This is a genomic window from Streptomyces sp. NBC_00289 (assembly GCF_041435115.1).
GTDB lineage: Bacteria > Actinomycetota > Actinomycetes > Streptomycetales > Streptomycetaceae > Streptomyces.
Genome location: NZ_CP108046.1, coordinates 4,968,668 through 4,988,224, shown reverse-complemented (window position 1 = coordinate 4,988,224; position 19,557 = coordinate 4,968,668). Strand labels below are relative to the sequence as shown.

General features: G+C 70.8%; 15 protein-coding genes. 7 read left to right on the top strand and 8 right to left on the bottom strand.

Features of this window, described 5'->3' with window-relative positions:
- Positions 1-43: 43 nt before the first annotated feature.
- From OG985_RS22575 to OG985_RS22565, 3 genes are all read right to left on the bottom strand, one after another.
- Positions 44-1,489 (bottom strand): hypothetical protein, encoded by a 1,446-nt coding sequence (locus tag OG985_RS22575; protein WP_371670149.1) that lies wholly within the window; start codon positions 1,487-1,489, stop codon positions 44-46.
- The gene (locus OG985_RS22570) at positions 1,486-2,922 is read right to left on the bottom strand and encodes an FG-GAP-like repeat-containing protein (RefSeq protein WP_371670148.1); all 1,437 of its coding nucleotides are present in this window, start codon (positions 2,920-2,922) and stop codon (positions 1,486-1,488) included. The genes OG985_RS22575 and OG985_RS22570 overlap by 4 nt, the downstream gene beginning before the upstream one ends.
- A gap of 299 nt (positions 2,923-3,221) precedes the next feature.
- Complete coding sequence (locus tag OG985_RS22565) at positions 3,222-5,513, bottom strand: heterodisulfide reductase-related iron-sulfur binding cluster (protein WP_371670147.1); 2,292 nt, start codon at positions 5,511-5,513, stop codon at positions 3,222-3,224.
- Positions 5,514-5,730: 217 nt separating this feature from the next.
- On the opposite strand from OG985_RS22565, the gene OG985_RS22560 reads away from it, so the two are divergent.
- The 6 genes from OG985_RS22560 to OG985_RS22535 all read left to right on the top strand — a co-directional run bounded on the left by OG985_RS22560 (position 5,731) and on the right by OG985_RS22535 (position 12,470).
- Positions 5,731-6,780: an MraY family glycosyltransferase gene (locus tag OG985_RS22560; RefSeq protein WP_371670146.1), complete on the top strand. Its 1,050-nt coding sequence runs from the start codon at positions 5,731-5,733 to the stop codon at positions 6,778-6,780.
- Between the two features lie 96 nt (positions 6,781-6,876).
- Positions 6,877-8,727: a molecular chaperone DnaK gene (gene dnaK, locus OG985_RS22555; protein ID WP_371670145.1), complete on the top strand. Its 1,851-nt coding sequence runs from the start codon at positions 6,877-6,879 to the stop codon at positions 8,725-8,727.
- Entirely contained in the window at positions 8,724-9,377 is a 654-nt protein-coding gene (grpE, locus tag OG985_RS22550; RefSeq protein WP_371670144.1) for a nucleotide exchange factor GrpE, read from the top strand. Before dnaK ends, grpE begins: the two co-directional genes overlap by 4 nt.
- 33 nt (positions 9,378-9,410) lie before the next feature.
- Positions 9,411-10,598, top strand: a complete 1,188-nt coding sequence (dnaJ, locus tag OG985_RS22545) for a molecular chaperone DnaJ (protein WP_371670143.1) — start codon at positions 9,411-9,413, stop codon at positions 10,596-10,598.
- Positions 10,599-10,604: 6 nt separating this feature from the next.
- Positions 10,605-11,057 (top strand): heat shock protein transcriptional repressor HspR, encoded by a 453-nt coding sequence (locus tag OG985_RS22540; protein ID WP_356037588.1) that lies wholly within the window; start codon positions 10,605-10,607, stop codon positions 11,055-11,057.
- 306 nt (positions 11,058-11,363) lie between these two features.
- Positions 11,364-12,470: a sugar ABC transporter substrate-binding protein gene (locus tag OG985_RS22535; protein ID WP_371674464.1), complete on the top strand. Its 1,107-nt coding sequence runs from the start codon at positions 11,364-11,366 to the stop codon at positions 12,468-12,470.
- A gap of 129 nt (positions 12,471-12,599) precedes the next feature.
- Here the strand turns inward: OG985_RS22535 and OG985_RS22530 are convergent, their stop codons facing one another.
- From OG985_RS22530 to OG985_RS22520, 3 genes are read right to left on the bottom strand one after another with little or no spacing between them, the layout of a single operon-like run.
- Positions 12,600-13,466 (bottom strand): transglutaminase domain-containing protein, encoded by an 867-nt coding sequence (locus OG985_RS22530; protein WP_371670142.1) that lies wholly within the window; start codon positions 13,464-13,466, stop codon positions 12,600-12,602.
- 2 nt (positions 13,467-13,468) lie between these two features.
- Positions 13,469-14,401, bottom strand: a complete 933-nt coding sequence (locus OG985_RS22525) for an alpha-E domain-containing protein (protein ID WP_371670141.1) — start codon at positions 14,399-14,401, stop codon at positions 13,469-13,471.
- Complete coding sequence (locus OG985_RS22520; protein WP_371670140.1) at positions 14,398-15,942, bottom strand: circularly permuted type 2 ATP-grasp protein; 1,545 nt, start codon at positions 15,940-15,942, stop codon at positions 14,398-14,400. The genes OG985_RS22525 and OG985_RS22520 overlap by 4 nt, the downstream gene beginning before the upstream one ends.
- 368 nt (positions 15,943-16,310) lie before the next feature.
- Here OG985_RS22520 and OG985_RS22515 point away from each other — a divergent pair, with 368 nt between their 5' ends.
- On the top strand, positions 16,311-17,348 hold the full coding sequence (locus OG985_RS22515; protein WP_371670139.1) for a LuxR C-terminal-related transcriptional regulator: 1,038 nt from the start codon (positions 16,311-16,313) through the stop codon (positions 17,346-17,348).
- On the opposite strand, the gene OG985_RS22510 is transcribed toward OG985_RS22515, so the two are convergent.
- Together OG985_RS22510 and OG985_RS22505 are read right to left on the bottom strand one after the other, a co-directional pair.
- A complete protein-coding gene (locus OG985_RS22510) occupies positions 17,311-18,297 on the bottom strand; it encodes a LuxR C-terminal-related transcriptional regulator (RefSeq protein WP_371670138.1) in 987 nt (328 codons plus the stop codon). The two genes, OG985_RS22515 and OG985_RS22510, sit on opposite strands and share 38 nt — an antisense overlap.
- A gap of 48 nt (positions 18,298-18,345) precedes the next feature.
- The gene (locus tag OG985_RS22505; protein ID WP_371670137.1) at positions 18,346-19,329 is read right to left on the bottom strand and encodes a helix-turn-helix transcriptional regulator; all 984 of its coding nucleotides are present in this window, start codon (positions 19,327-19,329) and stop codon (positions 18,346-18,348) included.
- Between the last annotated feature and the right edge of the window lie 228 nt (positions 19,330-19,557).

The following is a 19,557-nucleotide window of genomic DNA, read 5'->3' as shown; positions in this document are numbered from 1 at the left end:
GACGAACGTGCGAGCCGCTTCGGCCCGCGCCGGTGTCGCGGGATCAGCCGCCCAGCGTTTTTCCGTAGGCCGGGCTGCCGGTGGTCGAGATGCCCGTCGTCGACGGGCCGAAGTCCGTGACGCCCGACGTGGCGGGGCCGGTGGTGGTGCCGCGCAGGGACCGGACCGAGCCGTCGCCCGCGTTCTCGCCGGGTGCGGCGACGCTGAGGTCGGCACGCCGGTCGCCCGAGTGGTCCAGCAGGGCGGTGCGGCCGCCGAAGCGGTCGGACTTCTCGTCGGCGCCGGGCACGCCCGCGGTGTTCTGGGTGTAGGTCCTGGCGCCCTGGGTGGTCAGGCCGGTCGCCGAGCCGTACAGGACGGTGACCGAGCCGGTCGCCGTCGCGGTGCCCGTCGACTCGCCCGGGGCGCCGATCGCGAGGTCGGCGTAACCGTCGCCGTTGATGTCGCCGACGGAGACGGCGGAGCCGAAGGCGTCGCCGGTCTCGGCGGCGCCGGGGACGCCCGGGGTGTCCTGGGTGACGGTGACCGGGGCGCGGGTGGCGTCGAGGCCGTCCGGGCCGCCGTAGCGCACCGATACCTTGCCGCCCTTCGCGCCCGCGGGGTCGGCGGAGGGCTCGCGGTGGTTGCCGACCACGATGTCCGCGTAGCCGTCGCGGTCGATGTCGCCGACGGCGGAGACGTAACCGCCGGGCAGGTCCCGCAGCCAGTCGACGAAGTTGCCGATGCTGCCGTCCACCAGGGTGGTGACCGCGTCGTCGGTGCCCTCCTCGCGCCCGTGCACGACCAGGCCGGCGAACCCGCGGCCCGTGACGTCCCCGGCGGAGAGGTACTCGATGCCGTACGACGTCGAGTACGGGTGGGAGAGGTACGCGAAGGAGCCGCCGCTGCCGCCGCCGAAGTCACCGGTCCTGGTGAAGGGGCCGGAGACGAAGTTCAGGCCGAACCGCCCGCTCGAGCCGATCGCGACCTCGGGCAGTCCGTCGCCGGTGAAGTCGCCGGCGGCCAGCGCCTTGCCGTAGCGGTCGTTCTCGCGCTGGTTGTGGTTGACCAGGGTGCGGGCGCCGGACAGGCCGGACTTCGCGCCCCAGACGATCAGCACGGTGCCGTCGTTGGTGTCGCCGTCGACGTCCTCGCCGGGGGTGCCGACGAGGAGTTCGGCGTAGCCGTCACGGTCGAGGTCGGCGGAGGCGACGGACGAGCCGAAGGCGTCGTCGGTCTCGGCGGCGCCGGGTATGCCGGCCGAGTTCTGGGTGATCAGCTTGTACGTCGAGGGCTTGAGGCCGGCCGAGCCGCCGTACACGACGGACACGGCACCCGCCCTCGCCCTGCCGCCGACGGTGGCCCCGGGGGCGCCGACGGCCAGGTCGGCCCGGCCGTCGCCGTTGAAGTCCCAAGTGGCGGCGGCGGTGGCGGCGTTCGCGGCCGGGGCGGAGAGGGCGAGCGGGGTGAGGGAGGCCGCGAGCAGGACGGCGAGTCCGCGGTACGTCACTGGCCGATCACCCAGCCGAAGTCGGCGCCGCCCTTGAGGGTGAGGTCGCGGGCGCTCAGGAACTTGGCGCCGGTGGTGGTCAGGCCGGTGGAGGTGCCGCGCAGCACGGTGACCGCGCCGTAGCCGTTCTCGTAGCCGGCGCCGGTGACGAGCTCGGCCTTGCCGTTCTTGTCGAGGTCGACCAGCCGGATCGAGATGCCGAAGCCGTCGCCGGTCTCGCTGCTGCCGGGCACGCCCGCGGTGTTCTGCGTGTACGACGTGGCGCCCGAGCCCTTCAGCCCGGAGGCAGAGCCGAACAGGATCGTCACCGAACCGGAGTCCTTCGCCGTGCCGTTGTCCTCGCCGAAGGCGCCCACCGCGACGTCGGCGAACGTGTCGCCGTTGACGTCGCCGACGGCCACCGCCGAACCGAACAGGTCGTCGGTCTCGCCCGCGCCGGGCACGCCCGCGGTGTCCTGGTGGATGACGGTCGGCTTCTGCTCCGGGTCGGGGCCGTCCGGGCCGCCGTACCAGACGCTGATCTGGCCGCCCTTGTGGCCGGTGGGCTTGTCGCCGCGCGGGTCCTCGTGGTCGCCGAGGACGAGGTCGCCGTAGCCGTCGCCGTTGATGTCGCCGACCGCGCCCTGGTGACCGTCGGCGTTCGGCAGGTCGGTGAGGGCGTAGTCCGACTCGGGGTGGGACTCGTCCCCGGGGTCGTAACCGAGGTAGCCGATGACGCCGCCGTGGTCGCCGCTGACGGTGTACGGGTACACGCGCTCGGCCGCGCCGTCGCCGGTCAGGTCGCCCGCGATCACTTCGTACGTCGTGCCGACCTCGTACACGCCGGTCCGGTTCACGGGCGTGCCGGTGCGGGTGAAGGGGCCCCGGTAGACCCCGGTGTAGCTCTGGCCGGTGACCGTGACGTCCGTCTTGCCGTCGCCGTTGAAGTCGCCGGTGGCGATGGCGGAGGAGTAGCCGCCCCACTCGCTGAGCTCGGCCGACGACTGCGGCAGGGACGAGCCGCCCGTCAGGCCGGATCTGCCGCCCCAGATGATGGTGGCGGTGCCGATCCCGTCGCGGTCGCCGACGCTCTCGTTCGGCGCGCCGACGACCAGGTCCGCGTAGCCGTCGGCGTCCAGGTCGCCGGCGGCGAGGCTGCCGCCGAAGCGGTCGCCGTCCTCGGCGGCGCCCGGGACACCGGTGGAGTTCTGGGTGATCACGGTCTTCTTGGCGGCCGAGACGCCGGAGGCCGACCCGTACAGGACGACGACGGCACCGGCGTTGCGTACGGAGCCGACGTTCGCGCTGATCGCGCCGATGGCGACGTCGCGGTAGCCGTCACCGTTGAAGTCCCCGGGCAGGCCCGAGGGCGCAGCGGTGGCCGTGGTGGCGGGCAGGGCGGTGAGCAGGCCGGTGGTGAGAGTGGCGACTGTCAGGAGGGTGCGCTTGCGCAAGACGGACTCCAGGAAGGACACCGGGCCCGTGCGGGTGCGGGCTCGGCGGATGCGATGGGGAATGCGGAGCGGGCTCGGGGCGGGGGCGGGTGGCTCAGCCGTCCCCGGTTGCTCGGCGGGGCCGACGATCAAGAGACCTGCGGCGCAGGGTAAGGGTTGTACAAGAGTTCGGTGAATTCCGGACCGCCGGGCCGCCACACGAATTCCGTCACCGGCGGCGGCGTCCTCGTTGTCCGGGCGCACGGCGACGCCCCCATGTCCGGGCGGGACATGGGGGCGTCGGGGGTGCTGCGCCGGGACTACTTGACCGGCTGCGGCTCCGGCTCGTTCTCCGAGTCGACCGAGCCCGCCGGGGGCTCGTCGTCGGCCGGGGTCCGCACCGACTCCAGGAGCAGCTGGGCGACGTCGACGACCTGGATGGACTCCTTGGCCTTGCCGTCGTTCTTCTTGCCGTTGACCGAGTCGGTCAGCATGACCAGGCAGAACGGGCAGGCCGTCGAGACGATGTCCGGGTTGAGGGAGAGGGCCTCGTCGACACGCTCGTTGTTGATGCGCTTGCCGATCCGCTCCTCCATCCACATGCGGGCACCGCCGGCGCCGCAGCAGAAGCCGCGTTCCTTGTGGCGGTGCATCTCCTCGTTGCGGAGGCCCGGGACGCTCGCGATGATCTCGCGCGGGGGCGTGTAGATCTTGTTGTGGCGGCCCAGGTAGCAGGGGTCGTGGTACGTGATGATGCCCTCGACCGGGGTGACCGGGACCAGCTTGCCCTCGTCCACCAGGTGCTGGAGCAGCTGGGTGTGGTGGATGACCTCGTAGTCGCCGCCGAGCTGCGGGTACTCGTTGCCGATGGTGTTGAGGCAGTGGGGGCAGGTGGCGACGATCTTCTTCGCCGACTTCGGCTTCCTCGTCGACTCGTCCACCTCGCCCTCCTCGTCGAGGGACTCGCCGAACGCCATGTTCAGCGCGGCCACGTTCTCCATGCCGAGCTCCTGGAACAGGGGCTCGTTGCCGAGGCGGCGGGCGGAGTCGCCGGTGCACTTCTCGTCGCCGCCCATGATCGCGAACTTGACGCCCGCGATGTGGAGGAGTTCGGCGAAGGCCTTCGTGGTCTTCTTGGCGCGGTCCTCGAGGGCGCCGGCGCAGCCGACCCAGTAGAGGTACTCGACCTCGGTGAGGTCCTCGATGTCACGGCCGACGACCGGGATCTCGAAGTCGACCTCCTTGGTCCACTCCAGGCGCTGCTTCTTCGCCAGGCCCCAGGGGTTGCCCTTCTTCTCCAGGTTCTTGAGCATCGTGCCCGCCTCGGACGGGAACGAGGACTCGATCATCACCTGGTAGCGGCGCATGTCGACGATGTGGTCGACGTGCTCGATGTCGACCGGGCACTGCTCGACACAGGCGCCGCAGGTGGTGCAGGACCACAGGACGTCCGGGTCGATGACGCCGTTCTCCTCGGCGGTGCCGATGAGGGGCCGCTCGGCCTCCGCGAGCGCGGCGGCGGGCACGTCCTTGAGCTGTTCCTCGGACGCCTTCTCCTCACCCTCCATCGACTTGCCGCCACCCGCGAGCAGGTACGGCGCCTTGGCGTGCGCGTGGTCGCGCAGCGACATGATGAGGAGCTTCGGGGACAGCGGCTTGCCCGTGTTCCAGGCGGGGCACTGCGACTGGCAACGCCCGCACTCGGTGCAGGTGGAGAAGTCCAGCAGGCCCTTCCAGGAGAACTGCTCGACCTGGGAGACGCCGAAGACGTCGTCGTCACCGGGGTCGGTGAAGTCGATCGGCTCGCCGCCCGAGGTCATCGGCTGGAGGCCGCCGAGGGCGGTCCCGCCGGTGGCCTCGCGCTTGAACCAGATGTTCGGGAAGGCCAGGAAGCGGTGCCAGGCGACGCCCATGTTCGTGTTGAGCGAGACCGTGATCATCCAGATCATGGTGGTGCCCAGCTTGATCATGGCGGCCAGGTAGACCAGGTTCTGCAGCGTCGCGACGCTCAGTCCCTTGAAGGCCAGGACCAGCGGGTACGAGGCGAAGTACGCGGCCTCGAAGTGGTCCACGTGGTGCAATGCGCCCTCGAGGCCGCGCAGCACGTAGATCGCCAGGCCGATGGTGAGGATGACGTACTCGACGAAGTACGCCTGGCCCATCTTCGAGCCCGCGAACCGTGACTTGCGGTCGGGCCGCGAGGGCAGGTTCAGCAGGCGGATGACCATCAGCGTGAGGATGCCGAGGGTGGTCATCGCGGCGATGAACTCGATGTACAGCTCGTACGGCAGGAAGCCGCCGATCACCGGGAGCGTCCAGTCGGCCTGGAAGAGCTGGCCGTACGCGGTGATGATGGTCGGCGGCAGCGTCAGGAAGCCGATCGCCACGAACCAGTGGGCGAAGCCGACGATGCCCCACCGGTTCATCCGGGTGTGGCCGAGGAACTCCCGCACCAGCGTGACGCTGCGCGAGTAGGGGTTGTCGGTCCTGCTTCCGGCGGGCACGGGCTGGCCGAGCTTGAAGTACCGGACGAACTGGCCGACGGCGCGTGCGAGCAGTGCCACGCCGACCACGGTCAGGACCAGCGACACGATGATCGCGGCGAGTTGCATTTCGGGGGCTCCTCGGGCCTGCGAGGCGTTCTTCGAGCGAGATTACTAAGCGGTAACTTATGCGGTTCTCTGAGACTACCCGCATCCTGCGCCGCACTGTAGTCAGCCGTGCGGTGATCTGTGCTACTGAGGGCTGCCTCAGTAACTGTGGCGCTGCGGCGCGCGGATCCCGGGGTCAATTCACCACATATCATCACATTCGGATTAGCTTGGTTTCGTGCTCTACGGGATCGCCGCCGCCACCACCGCCCTGCTGCTCGCCGCCGTGCTCGCCGCGCTGCTGCGGGTCCCCGCCCTGCGTCTCGGCGCGGTCGACCGCCGGCGGCAGCGGCCGGTTCCGCTGTTCGGCGGTGTGGCCGTGGTGCTCGCCACCTGCCTGGTGGCGGCGGCCGGGAACTGGACGGGGGTCGCGCCGCTCCTCGGCACGGGCCGGCTTCTCGTCGCGGGCGCGGCCGTCGCCGCCCTCGGACTGGTCGCCGACATGCGGCGGGTCAAGGCCCGGTTCCTGTTCGGCGGCACGGTCGTGGCCGCGGCCTGTGTGGTGCCCTACGACGAGACCGGGCTGCCCGCCGGACTGCTGGCGGTGGGCTGGATCGTCTTCGTGGCCGCCGGCTTCAGGGCGCTCGACCACGCCGACGCGCTGGCCGGCACCGTAGGAGTGGTCACCGCCTTCGGGGTGGGCGCGTGTGCCGCCGCCGAGGTGATGGACGGGCTCGCCGTGTTGCTGAGCGTGCTGGCCGCCGCGCTGACCGGGTTCCTGATGCACAACTGGCATCCCGCCCGGATCGCCCTCGGGGCCTGTGGGTCCCTGTTCGTCGGCTTCGTGCTGGCCTCGGCGGCCGTGCTCACCCGCTCCGGGTACGAACTCGCCTCCAGCGGGGGAGTGTTGTTCGCGCTGACCGCCGCCGGGAGCGCCGACGTCGTGCTCGTCCTGCTGTCCCGGCGGCTGGCCGGCCGGCCCCTGCTGCGCAGCGGCCCCGACCATCTCGCCCACCGGCTGCGGCGGCTCGGGCTCACCCCGCAGGGCACGACGATCCTGCTCGGTGTCGGCTCGTTCTCCGGGGTACTCGTCGGAGTGCTCCAGCACCTCGGCTGGGTCGCGGAGTCGGGGGCGTTCTGGGTGGCGGGCGGGGCCCTGGTCGTCGTCCTCCCGCTGCTGAGGATCAAGGTGTACGGGGCTCGTCGGCAGCCGGATCACCCGCCGCGGCCATCCACTCGTACCGCATCAGTGCAGGTCAACGGGCAGTTGCGTGTAAGGAGCGGATAAGAGTTGAGCCTCTTCGACTCAGCTCTGTTGACCGAGCGGGAACGGTGATGCACACTTGAGCCTGTTCCACTCAAGTCATTGCTGGAGGAATCAACCATGGCACGTGCGGTCGGCATCGACCTGGGCACGACTAACTCCGTCGTCAGCGTTCTGGAGGGCGGCGAGCCCACCGTCATCACCAACGCCGAGGGTGCCAGGACCACGCCGTCCGTCGTCGCCTTCGCGAAGAACGGCGAAGTGCTTGTCGGCGAGGTCGCCAAGCGTCAGGCGGTCACCAACGTGGACCGGACCATTCGGTCCGTGAAGCGTCACATGGGCACCGACTGGAAGATCGAGCTCGACGGCAAGAGCTTCAACCCGCAGCAGATGAGCGCCTTCATCCTGCAGAAGCTGAAGCGCGACGCGGAGGCCTACCTCGGCGAGAAGGTCGCGGACGCGGTCATCACCGTCCCGGCCTACTTCAACGACTCCGAGCGCCAGGCGACGAAGGAAGCCGGCGAGATCGCCGGTCTCAACGTCCTTCGCATCGTCAACGAGCCCACCGCGGCCGCGCTCGCCTACGGCCTCGACAAGGACGACCAGACGATCCTCGTCTTCGACCTCGGTGGCGGCACCTTCGACGTGTCCCTGCTGGAGATCGGCGACGGCGTCGTCGAGGTGAAGGCCACCAACGGCGACAACCACCTCGGTGGTGACGACTGGGACCAGCGGGTCGTCGACTACCTGGTGCAGCAGTTCAAGTCCGGTCACGGCGTGGACCTCGCCAAGGACAAGATGGCCCTCCAGCGCCTCCGCGAGGCCGCCGAGAAGGCCAAGATCGAGCTGTCCTCGTCCACCGAGACCTCGATCAACCTGCCCTACATCACGGCGTCCGCCGAGGGCCCGCTGCACCTGGACGAGAAGCTCACCAGGGCCCAGTTCCAGCAGCTGACGGCCGACCTGCTGGAGCGCTGCAAGACGCCGTTCCACAACGTCATCAAGGACGCCGGCATCCAGCTGTCCGAGATCGACCACGTCGTTCTCGTCGGTGGCTCCACCCGTATGCCCGCCGTCGCCGAGCTCGTCAAGGAGCTGACCGGTGGCAACGAGGCCAACAAGGGCGTGAACCCGGACGAGGTCGTCGCCATCGGCGCCGCCCTGCAGGCCGGTGTCCTCAAGGGTGAGGTCAAGGACGTCCTGCTGCTCGACGTCACCCCGCTGTCGCTTGGTATCGAGACCAAGGGCGGCATCATGACGAAGCTCATCGAGCGGAACACGACGATCCCGACCAAGCGGTCCGAGATCTTCACCACCGCCGAGGACAACCAGCCCTCCGTGCAGATCCAGGTCTACCAGGGCGAGCGCGAGATCGCGGCGTACAACAAGAAGCTCGGGATGTTCGAGCTGACCGGTCTGCCGCCGGCCCCGCGCGGTGTCCCGCAGATCGAGGTCGCCTTCGACATCGACGCCAACGGCATCATGCACGTGACCGCGAAGGACCTGGGCACGGGCAAGGAGCAGAAGATGACCGTCACCGGTGGCTCCTCGCTGCCGAAGGACGAGGTCGACCGGATGCGCCAGGAGGCCGAGAAGTACGCGGAGGAGGACCACGCCCGCCGCGAGGCCGCCGAGACCCGCAACCAGGGCGAGCAGCTCGTCTACCAGACGGAGAAGTTCCTCAAGGACAACGAGGACAAGGTCCCGGGCGAGGTCAAGACCGAGGTCGAGGCCGCCGTCGAGGAGCTGAAGGCCGCGCTCAAGGGCGAGGACACCGCCGAGATCCGCACGGCCACCGAGAAGGTCGCCGCGGTCTCCCAGAAGGTGGGCCAGGCCATGTACGCGGACGCCCAGGCCGCTCAGGGTGGTGCGGGTGGCGCCGACGCCTCGGGCGCCGAGGCCCCGAAGGCCGACGACGACGTCGTCGACGCCGAGATCGTGGACGACGAGCGCAAGGACGGTGCCGCGTGACGGAGGAGACCCCGGGCTTCGAGGAGAAGCCCGACGTCCCTTCCGGCGCCACCTCTGACGACGCCGAGCCCGCGGCCGCCCCCAAGGAGGGGGCGGCCCCGGCCGGGGACTCATCAGCAGCACAGATCGCCGGCCTGACGGCCCAGCTGGACCAGGCGCGGAAAGCACTCGACGAGCGCACCGCCGACCTCCAGCGGCTCCAGGCCGAGTTCCAGAACTACCGCCGCCGGGTCGAACGGGACCGGGTCACGGTCAAGGAGATCGCCATCGCGAGCCTCCTGACCGAACTCCTGCCGGTGCTCGACGACATCGGCCGCGCGCGGGAACACGGCGAACTCGTCGGCGGGTTCAAGTCCGTCGCCGAGTCGCTGGAGACCGTCGCGGCCAAGATGGGACTTCAGCAGTTCGGCAAGGAGGGCGAGCCCTTCGACCCGACCATCCACGAAGCCCTGATGCACAGTTACGCACCGGACGTCACCGAGACGACGTGCGTGGCGATTCTTCAGCCCGGGTACCGGTTCGGCGAACGCACCATCCGCCCCGCGCGGGTGGCCGTGGCCGAACCCCAGCCCGGAGCGCAGGCCGGCAAGGCCGAAGAGGCGACCGAGGCGGCCGACGACAAGGAGAGCGGTGGCCCGGACGAGGGCTGAGCTTGAAGCGATGAGAAAGGAGGGGCGTCGGGGATGAGCACCAAGGACTTCATCGAGAAGGACTACTACAAGGTCCTCGGCGTCCCCAAGGACGCCACCGAGGCCGAGATCAAGAAGGCGTACCGGAAGCTCGCCCGCGAGTTCCACCCGGACGCCAACAAGGGCAACGTCAGGGCCGAGGAGCGCTTCAAGGAGATCTCCGAGGCGAACGACATCCTCGGCGACCCCAAGAAGCGCAAGGAGTACGACGAGGCCCGCGCCCTCTTCGGCAACGGCGGTTTCCGTCCGGGGCCGGGCGCGGGCGGCGGCTCCTTCAACTTCGACCTGGGCGACCTCTTCGGAGGCGGCGCCCAGGGCGGCGGGGCCCAGGGCGGAGCCGGCGGCTTCGGCGGCGGACTCGGAGACGTCTTCGGGGGCCTGTTCAACCGCGGCGGCACCGGCACCACCCGGACCAACCCCCGGCGCGGCCAGGACATCGAGTCCGAGGTCACCCTCAGCTTCACCGAGGCGATCGAGGGCGCGACGGTCCCGCTGCGCATGTCGAGTCAGCAGCCCTGCAAGGCCTGTTCCGGCACCGGCGACAAGAACGGCAACCCGCGGGTCTGCCCGACCTGCGTCGGCACCGGCCAGGTCGCCCGGGGCTCCGGCGGCGGTTTCTCGCTGACGGACCCCTGCCCGGACTGCAAGGGCCGCGGCCTGATGGCGGAGAACCCCTGCGAGGTCTGCCACGGCAGCGGGCGCGCCAAGTCGTCCCGGACCATGCAGGTCCGCATCCCGGCGGGGGTGAGCGACAACCAGCGCATCCGCCTCCGCGGCAAGGGCGCGCCCGGCGAGCGCGGCGGCCCGGCCGGCGACCTGTACGTCGTCGTGCACGTCGACACGCACCCGGTCTTCGGCCGCAGGGAGGACAACCTGACCGTCACCGTCCCGGTGACGTTCACGGAGGCGGCCCTCGGCGGCGAGGTCAGGGTGCCCACCCTGGGCGGGCCGCCGGTCACGCTGAAGCTGCCGCCGGGCACGCCCAACGGCCGCACCATGCGCGCACGTGGCAAGGGCGCGGTCCGCAAGGACGGCACGCGCGGCGACCTGTTGGTCACCGTGGAGGTGAGTGTTCCGACGGATCTGTCGGGGAAGGCTCGTGACGCGCTGGAGGCGTATCGCGAGGCGACCGCGGGTGAGGACCCGCGGGCGGAGCTGTTCCAGGCCGCGAAGGGAGCTTGATGCGAGATGGACGGTCGTCGACGCAACCCGTATGAACTGACCGAGGAAACCCCGGTCTACGTCATCTCGGTGGCGGCCCAGCTCTCCGGCCTGCACCCTCAGACACTGCGCCAGTACGACCGTCTGGGCCTGGTCTCCCCCGACCGCACCGCCGGCCGGGGCCGCCGCTACTCGGCCCGCGACATCGAACTGCTCCGTCAGGTGCAGCAGTTGTCCCAGGACGAGGGCGTCAACCTGGCCGGCATCAAGCGGATCATCGAGCTGGAGAACCAGGTCGCCGCCCTCCAGTCCCGGGTGGCGGAGATGGAAGCCGCCCTGGACGGCGCGGCGGCCGCGATGCAGCAGCGCGAGGCCGCGGTGCACGCCTCCTACCGGCGGGACCTGGTCCCGTATCAGGAGGTCCAGCAGACCAGCGCGCTGGTGGTGTGGAGACCCAAGCGACAGCAGCCGTCGGACTGACCCGTCCGCAGGCACGCACGCGTGAAGGGGCCCGGGGAGCACTCCCCGGGCCCCTTCACGTGCGGCGCGAGACCGGTGCCCGTTCGTTGTACGGATCGCCGACGCCCGTTGCCGCGGCGAGGTGTAGAGTCCGTGAAACTGTTCGGAGGCGAATCCCTCACGTCTTCACATGCAAAGCGGAGTGTGGCGTTGCCATCTCGTTAAGTAGTTTCGCTTGACGCTGGGGGGCGCGTCCGCGTTGGCTTTTGAGTCATCTGGGTCGCAATTTGCGTCCACGTCCGGAAGGCACCAGAAGTGAGCACCCCCATGCGCCGTATCGCCATATCCGTGGCCGCGTCCACAATGACCCTTTCGCTGGCCGCGTGCGGCGCCCTGGGGGTTTCGGGGGACAGCGCGGACGCGAGCCCGACCAAGGGCAACGACGTCACCGTGGGTGTCCTGATGCCGGAGAAGACGAACACGCGGTACGCCGAGTTCGACTACCCGATCATCAAGGCGAAGGTCGCCGCCCTCACCAAGAAGCAGGGCCGGACCGTGTACGCCAACGCCGGTGCCGACGCGGACACGCAGGCGGGCCAGCTGCAGCAGATGGTCGACGACAAGGTCGACGTCATCCTGCTCGACGCCGTCGACGCGCATCTCATCGCGGACGGGGTGCAGAAGGCGAAGGACGCGGGTATCCCGGTCATCGCCTACGACCGGCTGGCCGAGGGGCCGATCGACGCGTACGTGTCCTTCGACAACGAGCTCGTCGGTGAGGTGCAGGGCCGGTCCGTGATCGAGGCGCTGGGCACGCAGGCCGACACCTCGGACAAGGTCGTCATGATGAACGGCTCGCCGACCGACCCCAACGCCAAGCAGTTCAAGACCGGCGCGCTCTCCGAACTGGAGGGCAAGGTGACGATCTCCGACTCCTTCGACACCGACAAGTGGAGCCCCGAGGCCGCCCAGTCGAACATGACCGAGGCGATCGACAAGATCGGCAAGGACAACATCGCCGCCGTCTACTCCGCCAACGACGCGATGGCCGGCGGCATCATCAAGGCGCTGGAGGCCGCGGGCGTCAGCAAGCTGCCCCCGATCACCGGCCAGGACGCGGAACTCGCGGCGGTGCAGCGCATCGTCGGCGGCCAGCAGTACATGAGCGTCTACAAGCCGTACCCCGGTGAGGCCGAGGCCGCCGCGGAGATGGCCGTGGCCAAGGTCCAGGGCAAGGACATCCAGTTCGACGCCCTGGCCCGGGACAGCGTCGACAGCCCCACGAACAAGGCCATCCCCGCGCAGCTCGTGCCCGTGGTCGCCCTGACCAAGGACAACATCAAGAGCACCGTCGTCGCGGACGGCATCTACAAGGTGTCCGACATCTGCACCAGCAAGTACAAGAGCGCCTGCGCCGCGATCGGCCTGAACTAGGGCCTCTCGTTCGGATCGTTCGGATCGTTCGGATCAGGCGGGCTCGCGAGCCCTGGCACCGCTCCCTGATCCGCCCTGATCCGAACGAACGACCCCGGCCGCGCCGCCGCGCCGGGTGCGTCACCGCGGTCATGCCACCCGGGTGAACTCCACCGTGACCTCCGGTGGGCCGCCGGCCACTCCGCGGTAGACGCCCTTGTGCGGGGTGACGTCGTCGTAGTCGCGGCCGCGTCCGACCACGACGTGGGACTCGTCGGCCCGGGTCCGGTTGGTGGGGTCGTAGCCGCACCAGTCGCCCGCCCAGTACTCGACCCACGCGTGGCTCTGCCCGGCGACCGGCCGGTGCAGTTCCGCCTCGCGCTCGGGGTGGAGGTAGCCGGAGACATAGCGGGTCGGCAGGCCGAGGCCCCGCAGCAGCGCGATGGTGACGTGGGCGATGTCCTGGCAGACGCCCGCGCCCAGCTCCCACGCCTCCGCGGCGGAGGTGGTCACGCCGGTGGTGCCGGGCAGGTAGGACACCCGGTCGGCGACCAGCGCGGAGACGGCGACCGCGGTCTCGTGCGGGTCGAGCCCCGCGACCGCGTCCCGGGCTGTCTCGACGAGCCCCGCGGGCACCGTCGTCCGCGTGGTGGCGTCGGCGAACTCCGACAGGCGGGAGTTCGCGGTGCGTTCGGCCACCGCCGCCCAGCCGGGCGGTTCGGGGAGCGGGCCCGGCGGGTGGGTCTCGACCAGGCTGGAGGCCGTGATGGTGAGGTCGGCGTGCGGGTCCATCAGGTCGAAGCCGGTGACCTGGGTGCCCCAGTAGTCCCAGTACGACCAGGTGGTGGCCGTCGGGCTGACGGTGACCCGGGCGTCCAGGGTGGTCTGGCCGGGCAGCGTCAGCGGGGTCATGCGGACCTCGTTGTGCGAGGAGACGGCCGCCTGCGCGTACGCGACGCGGGTGAGGTGCCGGATCCGGAGGCGCCGGGTGGCCTGCGTCATCGTCTGCGTGGTCATGCTCACGCTCCTTCCGAGGCCCACTCGACGGGCCCCTGGTTCGGGTAGAACCGCTCCGCCACCGCCTCCGCCGACGCGATGCAGGCGGTCTGGAGGTCCATGAGCAGGATGGGGAGCTGCTCTTCCAGGGCGTGCGTGTCCAGGTACTCGAGCCGGGTGCGCAGCCGGCCGATGGGGCGGCGCGCCGGGTCCTGCCGCGGGCGGCCCAGGGCGGTGAGGCACTCCTCGGCGGTGGTCAGCGCGTGCAGCGCGGAGCGCGGGAAGTCCCGGTCCAGGAGCAGGAACTCGGCCACGCGCGGGGTGTCGCCGAAGCCGCCGTACACGCGCGCGTACGCCTCGTCGGCGCCGCTCGCGCTGAGCAGGGTCGGCCAGTCGGGCGCGTGGGCGGCATCCAGCACCCGCACGGACAGCAGCCGTACGGTCATGTCCACCCGTTCCAGGCTGCGGCCCAGGACGACGAAACGCCAGCTGTCGTCGCGGCTCATCGTGGAGTCGGCGAGGCCGAAGAACAGGGCCGCGCGGCGCCGGACGAGTTCCAGGTAGCCGTAGGGGCCGGTGCGGCGGGCCGCGAGGCGCTGGTCGGCCAGCGCGTGCCAGGTGGAGTTGAGGCACTCCCACATCTCCGAGGACACCGCCTCGCGGGCGCTTCTCGCGTTCAGCCGGGCGGCGCCCAGCGCGCCCTCGATGGAGCAGGTGGAGCGGGCGTCGAAGGCGAGCTGGTCCAGGACCTGCTGCATGTCGACGCGGGTACCGCCCGCGTCGACGCCGAGGATCGCGTACAGCGACCGGCAGGCCGCGTCCTCGTCGCGCCAGGGGTCCTCCAGCATGCGGTGGAGGTACGCGTCGAGGATGCGCCCGGTGGCGTCCGCCCGCTCGACGTAGCGGCCGGTCCAGGTCAGCGCCTCGGCTATGCGGGAGAGGATCACGTCGTTCACTGCTGCTGCGCCCCTTCCTGTACGACGGTGGGGATGCCGTCGGGTCCCAGCTGGCGGGGGGCGACCTCGGGCAGGGAGCCGGCGCTCACCGGAGCGGGCTGCCGGGCCGGTCCGTCGGCCAGCACCCAGGTGTCCTTGGAGCCGCCGCCCTGGCTGGAGTTGACGATCAGGTTGCCCTCCTGGAGGGCGACCCGGGTCAGTCCGCCGGGCAGGACCCAGACGTCGTTGCCGTCGTTGACGGCGAAGGGGCGCAGGTCGATGTGGCGGGGTGCCATGCGTTCGCCCGCGAGGGTGGGGGAGGTGGACAGGGCGACGGGACGCTGGGCGATGAAGCCGCGCGGGTCGGCGGCGACGGCTTCGCGGGTGCGGTCGAGGGTCTCCCGGTCGGCCTTGGGGCCGATGACGATGCCCTGGCCGCCGGCGCCGTCGACCGGCTTGATGACGAGCTGGTCGATCTGGTCGAGCACGGCGTCCAACTGGCCGGGCTCGTCGGGCCGGTAGGACTCCACGTTGGGGAGCACCGGTTCCTCGCCGAGGTAGTACCGGATCAGGTCCGGGACGTAGGTGTACAGGAGCTTGTCGTCGGCGATCCCGTTGCCGACGGCGTTTGCGAGTGTGACGTTGCCCGCCATGGCCGCGCCGAGAATGCCGGGGCAGCCGATCACCGAGTCGGGGCGGAACTGGAGCGGGTCGAGGAAGTCGTCGTCCAGGCGCCGGTATACGACGTGCACGGGCACCTCGCCGCGCGTGGTCCGCATCCACACCCGGTTGCCCCGGCACACGAGGTCGTGCCCCTCGACCAGCTGTACGCCCATCAGCCGGGCCAGCAGGGCGTGTTCGAAGTAGGCGGCGTTGCTGGGACCGGGTGTCAGGACGACCACCCGGGGATCTCCGGCGCCGTCGGGCGCGGCCGCCCGCAGCGCGCCGAGCAGCCGGTGGGCGTACCCGTCGACGGGCACCACGTGCTGTTCGGCGAAGAGCGAGGGGAAGATCCGGGTCATGGCCCGGCGGTTCTCGATGACGTACGACACCCCGCTGGGGACCCGCACGTTGTCCTCGAGCACCCGGAAGTCGCCGGCTTCGTCCCGGACGAGGTCGATGCCGGCGACGTGGATGCGTACACCGCCCGGCGGTTCGATCCCGTGGGCCGCCCGGTGGAAGTGCGGCGAGTTGAGGAGCAGCCGCCAGGGCACGACACCGTCCTCGAAGGCGCGGGCCGGCCCGTAGGCGTCGGCGAGATACGCCTCCAGGGCCCTGACCCGCTGGGCCACCCCGCGTTGTATGAGATCCCATTCGAGGGCGTCCAGAATCCGGGGGACGAGGTCGAGCGGCCAGGGCCGCTCCTCGCCCGCGAAGGCGTAGGTCACGCCCCGGTCGGTGAACGCCCTGGCCATCTGGTCGGCCCGGAAGCGCAGTTCGCTCGGTTCGATCGGTTGCAGTGCCGCCAGCACCGGCTCGTAGGCGGTCCTGACCTCACCCGGCCGCTCGAACATCTCGTCCCACGCGTCGGCCAACGCGTACGCGTCAAATATGTCCGCCATGAGGGGACGTTAGAGGCGGTACGTAACGTGACGATCACTCCGGCATTTCCGGCGGCGCACGCGCGGAACGGCGCACTCCGGGCGTTCGGGGCTCCGAACGGACAGCGGGTGGGGCGCCGCGGACGGACGGCGGGTGGGGCGTCCACCCGCGGCGGATGCCGGCCGCCGGGGAAGCGGGTGTCCGCCCGGCCCCGGGGCCGACGGCGCCCACCACCGCAGCTTGTTGCAACCGGCCCGGCGGGGGCCCGGGGATAGCGGGAGAAATCGGTGGTTTCTCCTGCCCGTACCGGGGGGAGCCGTGTTGCGGAGCGGGTCCGGTCCGCGCATAGTGGCGCTGCGGAAGACCGGAACCGGGGGTGGGATGGGCGATGGCCGGGCACGGGACGGACGAGCATCCACACGGTGCTGACCGACTGTGCGAGACCGGGGATCGCGTGTATTCCCGGGCCGTACGGCGGGGCCGCGTGCCGCGCCGGGACGCGGAACCGGTGCCCTGTCTGCTGGAACTGGCGCTGCTGCACCCGGACCCCGACGACATGGACTGGCTGGTCCCCACCTCCCCGCAGGAGGTCATGACGCGGCTGCTGCGCGGGGTGTACGACGAGGTCAGCGCGAGCCAGCGGATGGTGGGCTCGGCGGTGGCGGCCGTCGAGTGGTACGCCGGCCTCGGCCCGCGGCCCCGCGCCGCCGGCGCGGAGGGCTCGGCGATCCGTGTCCTGGACGGCCTCGCCCGCATCCAGGCGGCGATGGACGAGGCGACGGAGGCCTGTACGACGGAGGTCCTCACCGTGCAGCCGGGCGGCATCCGTCCCGAGCACGAACTCACCGAGGGCCTGCACCGCGCGCTGGCGCTGCGCGGCCGGGGTGTGCGCATGCGCGACCTGTACACCCACGTCGCCCGGCACGGCCAGGGCCTGATCAACTACCTGGAGCTGATGGGTGGTTCGGTGCAGGCCCGCACCCTCGACGAGGTGATCGACCGGCTGATCCTCTTCGACGGGAAGGTGGCCTTCATCCCCGCGAACGCCGACCGCACCCTCGCCCTGGAGCTGCGCCACCCGGCCCTGGTCCAGTACCTGGTGACGGTCTTCGAGCGGCTGTGGCGCCTGGCGATCCCGCTGACCGCCCCGCTGCCCGACACCGGGATCGAGGGCATCTCCCACCGCGAGCAGTCCATCGCCGCGCTCCTCGCGGAGGGCCACCAGGACGCCGTGATCGCGGAACGCCTCGGCATAAGCGTGCGCACCTGCCGTGCCCACATCGCGAGGCTGTCGGAGACCCTGGGCGCGGCCAGCCGTACCCAACTGGGCGTCCGGATCGCCCAGGTCGGCCTGGACGGACCGTCAGGTCCCGCCGACGTCGCCTCCCTCACTCTTCCCGATCAAGGATCCCGGACCGTCCGATGAGGTAGCCGAGCTGCGCCCGGCTCTCGCTGCCCAGCGTCGCCGCGAGTTTGGCGATGTGGACGCGGGCGGTGCGGACGTTCATCCCGAGGCGGTCCGCGATGACGGCGTCGGTGTGGCCCTCGACCAGGAGGGCGGCGATCGCGCGCTGGCGGTGGGTGACGCCGTTGCGGGAGGGCTGCGGGGCCGCCTCCGGGTGCATGGGGTCGGCCAGCCGCCACAGGCGGTCGAAGGTGGTGGCGAAGTAGTCCACCAGGGCCGGGTGACGGACCTCCAGGGCGAGCGAGCGGTCCTTGCTGCCGGGAACGAAGGCGACGGCACGGTCGACGACGAGCAGACGCTCGGTCACCTCGTCCAGGGTGCGGGCCTCGACGTCGCCGCGCAGCTGTTCGTAGCGGGCCACGACGGAGGGCGCGTAGCGCAGTGTGTGCTGGTAGAGCGTGCGGATGCGGCCGCCGCGGTCCAGCAGGTCCTGGTCGCGGTCCAGCGCCTCGGCGTGGCGCTCGGGGCGCGCCCGGGTGTGGCTGGTGTGCGGGTGGATGGCCAGGAGTTCGGCGGAGGCGTCGGCCATGGCGTGGGCGATGGCGAGGTTGATCCGGTCGAATCCGCTCAACACGCTGATCGCCGGGGTGGCGTCGCCCGGGGTGCGGCGGACGCCGATCCGCAGCAGCGGTTCGAAGGCCTCGGCCAGCCGCTGTTCGCGCCGCCGTTCGTCGGCGATGCGTTCCTCCGAGGCGCGCAGCAGCCGGTGCAGGGCCACCACGGGGGAGGCGGGCTCCAGCGTGTCGAGGTCGGTGACGGCCGGGTGCAGCAGGCCGAGGTCGACGAGGCAGGGGGCCGCCTCGGCGTCGGCGCCGTGGACGTGGCCCTCGCGCAGGGCACGCTCGTACAGCTCCGTCCCTGCGGCGCACAGGGCTTCCGGACCGTGCTCCGGGTGCGGCGCCGGGGTCACTTCTGGGTCTCCTCTCGTCGGGCACCCTCCCGGGCGGGCCCGCACCGGTCAGTGGCCGCGGTCCAGGATCCCCGACTGGGCTATGAGAAAGCCGAGCTGCGCCCGGCTTCCGCTGCCCAGGGCGGCCGCGAGTTTGGCGATGTGGGCCCGGCAGGTGCGCACGTTCATGCCGAGCCGGCGGGCGATGGCCTCGTCGACATGCCCTTCGACCAGGAGCTTGGCGATCGACCGCTGGACGCCGCTGATCCCGTCCGTGGGGGGAGCGTACGGGGTCTCCTCGAGGAGCGGGACCGCGCGGGCCCAGAGCTGTTCGAAGACCTTGGCCAGGTAGTCCACAAGGCCCGGGTGGCGCAGTTCCAGAGCGACCGCGCTGTCGTCCGCGGCCGGGATGAAGGCGACGGTACGGTCGAAGATCATCAGTCGTTCGATGAGCTCCTCGAGGGTTCGTATCTCCACGTTGCCCTTGGCCATCAGCTCGGCGTACGCCAGGGTTCCCTGGCTGTGCCGGGCGGTGTGCTGGTACAGCGTCCGCATGGTGATGCCGCGCGCGATGACGGCGCGCCCCCGCTCCAGCGCCTCGGTCAGCGAGTGCTCACTGCGGCCGCCCCCCGGCTGGACCGTCAGGATCTCCGACCGGCAGTCGGTGAGGGCGAGCTCGATCGCCGAGTTGATCCGGTTGATGCCCTCGAGCACGGTGATGGCGTGCGTGGTGGGCAGATCCTGGGCACTGATGGCCATGAACGGCTCGAAGGAGTCGGTCAGCTGCACCGCGAGGCTCCTGCGCTCCTGGATCTCCCGTTCCAGGGGGTGCAGTCGCTGCGCCAGCGCCGCCGCCGGCGGAACCGGGCGCAGCCAGTTGGCGTCGTCGGGATCGGGGTGGAGCAGCGCGAAGTCCATCAGACAGGGAGCCGGCTCGACCTCCGTACGGGCGATACGTCCGAAGCGCAGAGCGCTGGCGTAAAGCCGCCTGCCGTCGGCACACAACTCGGTGTCGGTATGAGGATGTGTCCGGTATGGGTTGTTTGATGGCAAAGCTCCACCCCCCAGGGTCCTGAACGTGCAGGAACATGATGCATCGACCCTGTGGTGTTCGCCTGACTGAATGAGCCATCGTCTTGGTGACGGCGGGGGAGAGTAGCCACGGAAGTGAGGACGTAGCCGACTATGTGCAAGAGAATGGTTCGCTCGGTGCTCGCTGTCGCCTTCTCCGCTGGGTTGGTGTTCGGTGCGTACGGTGCCCTGGACCTCTCCTGGAGCAGT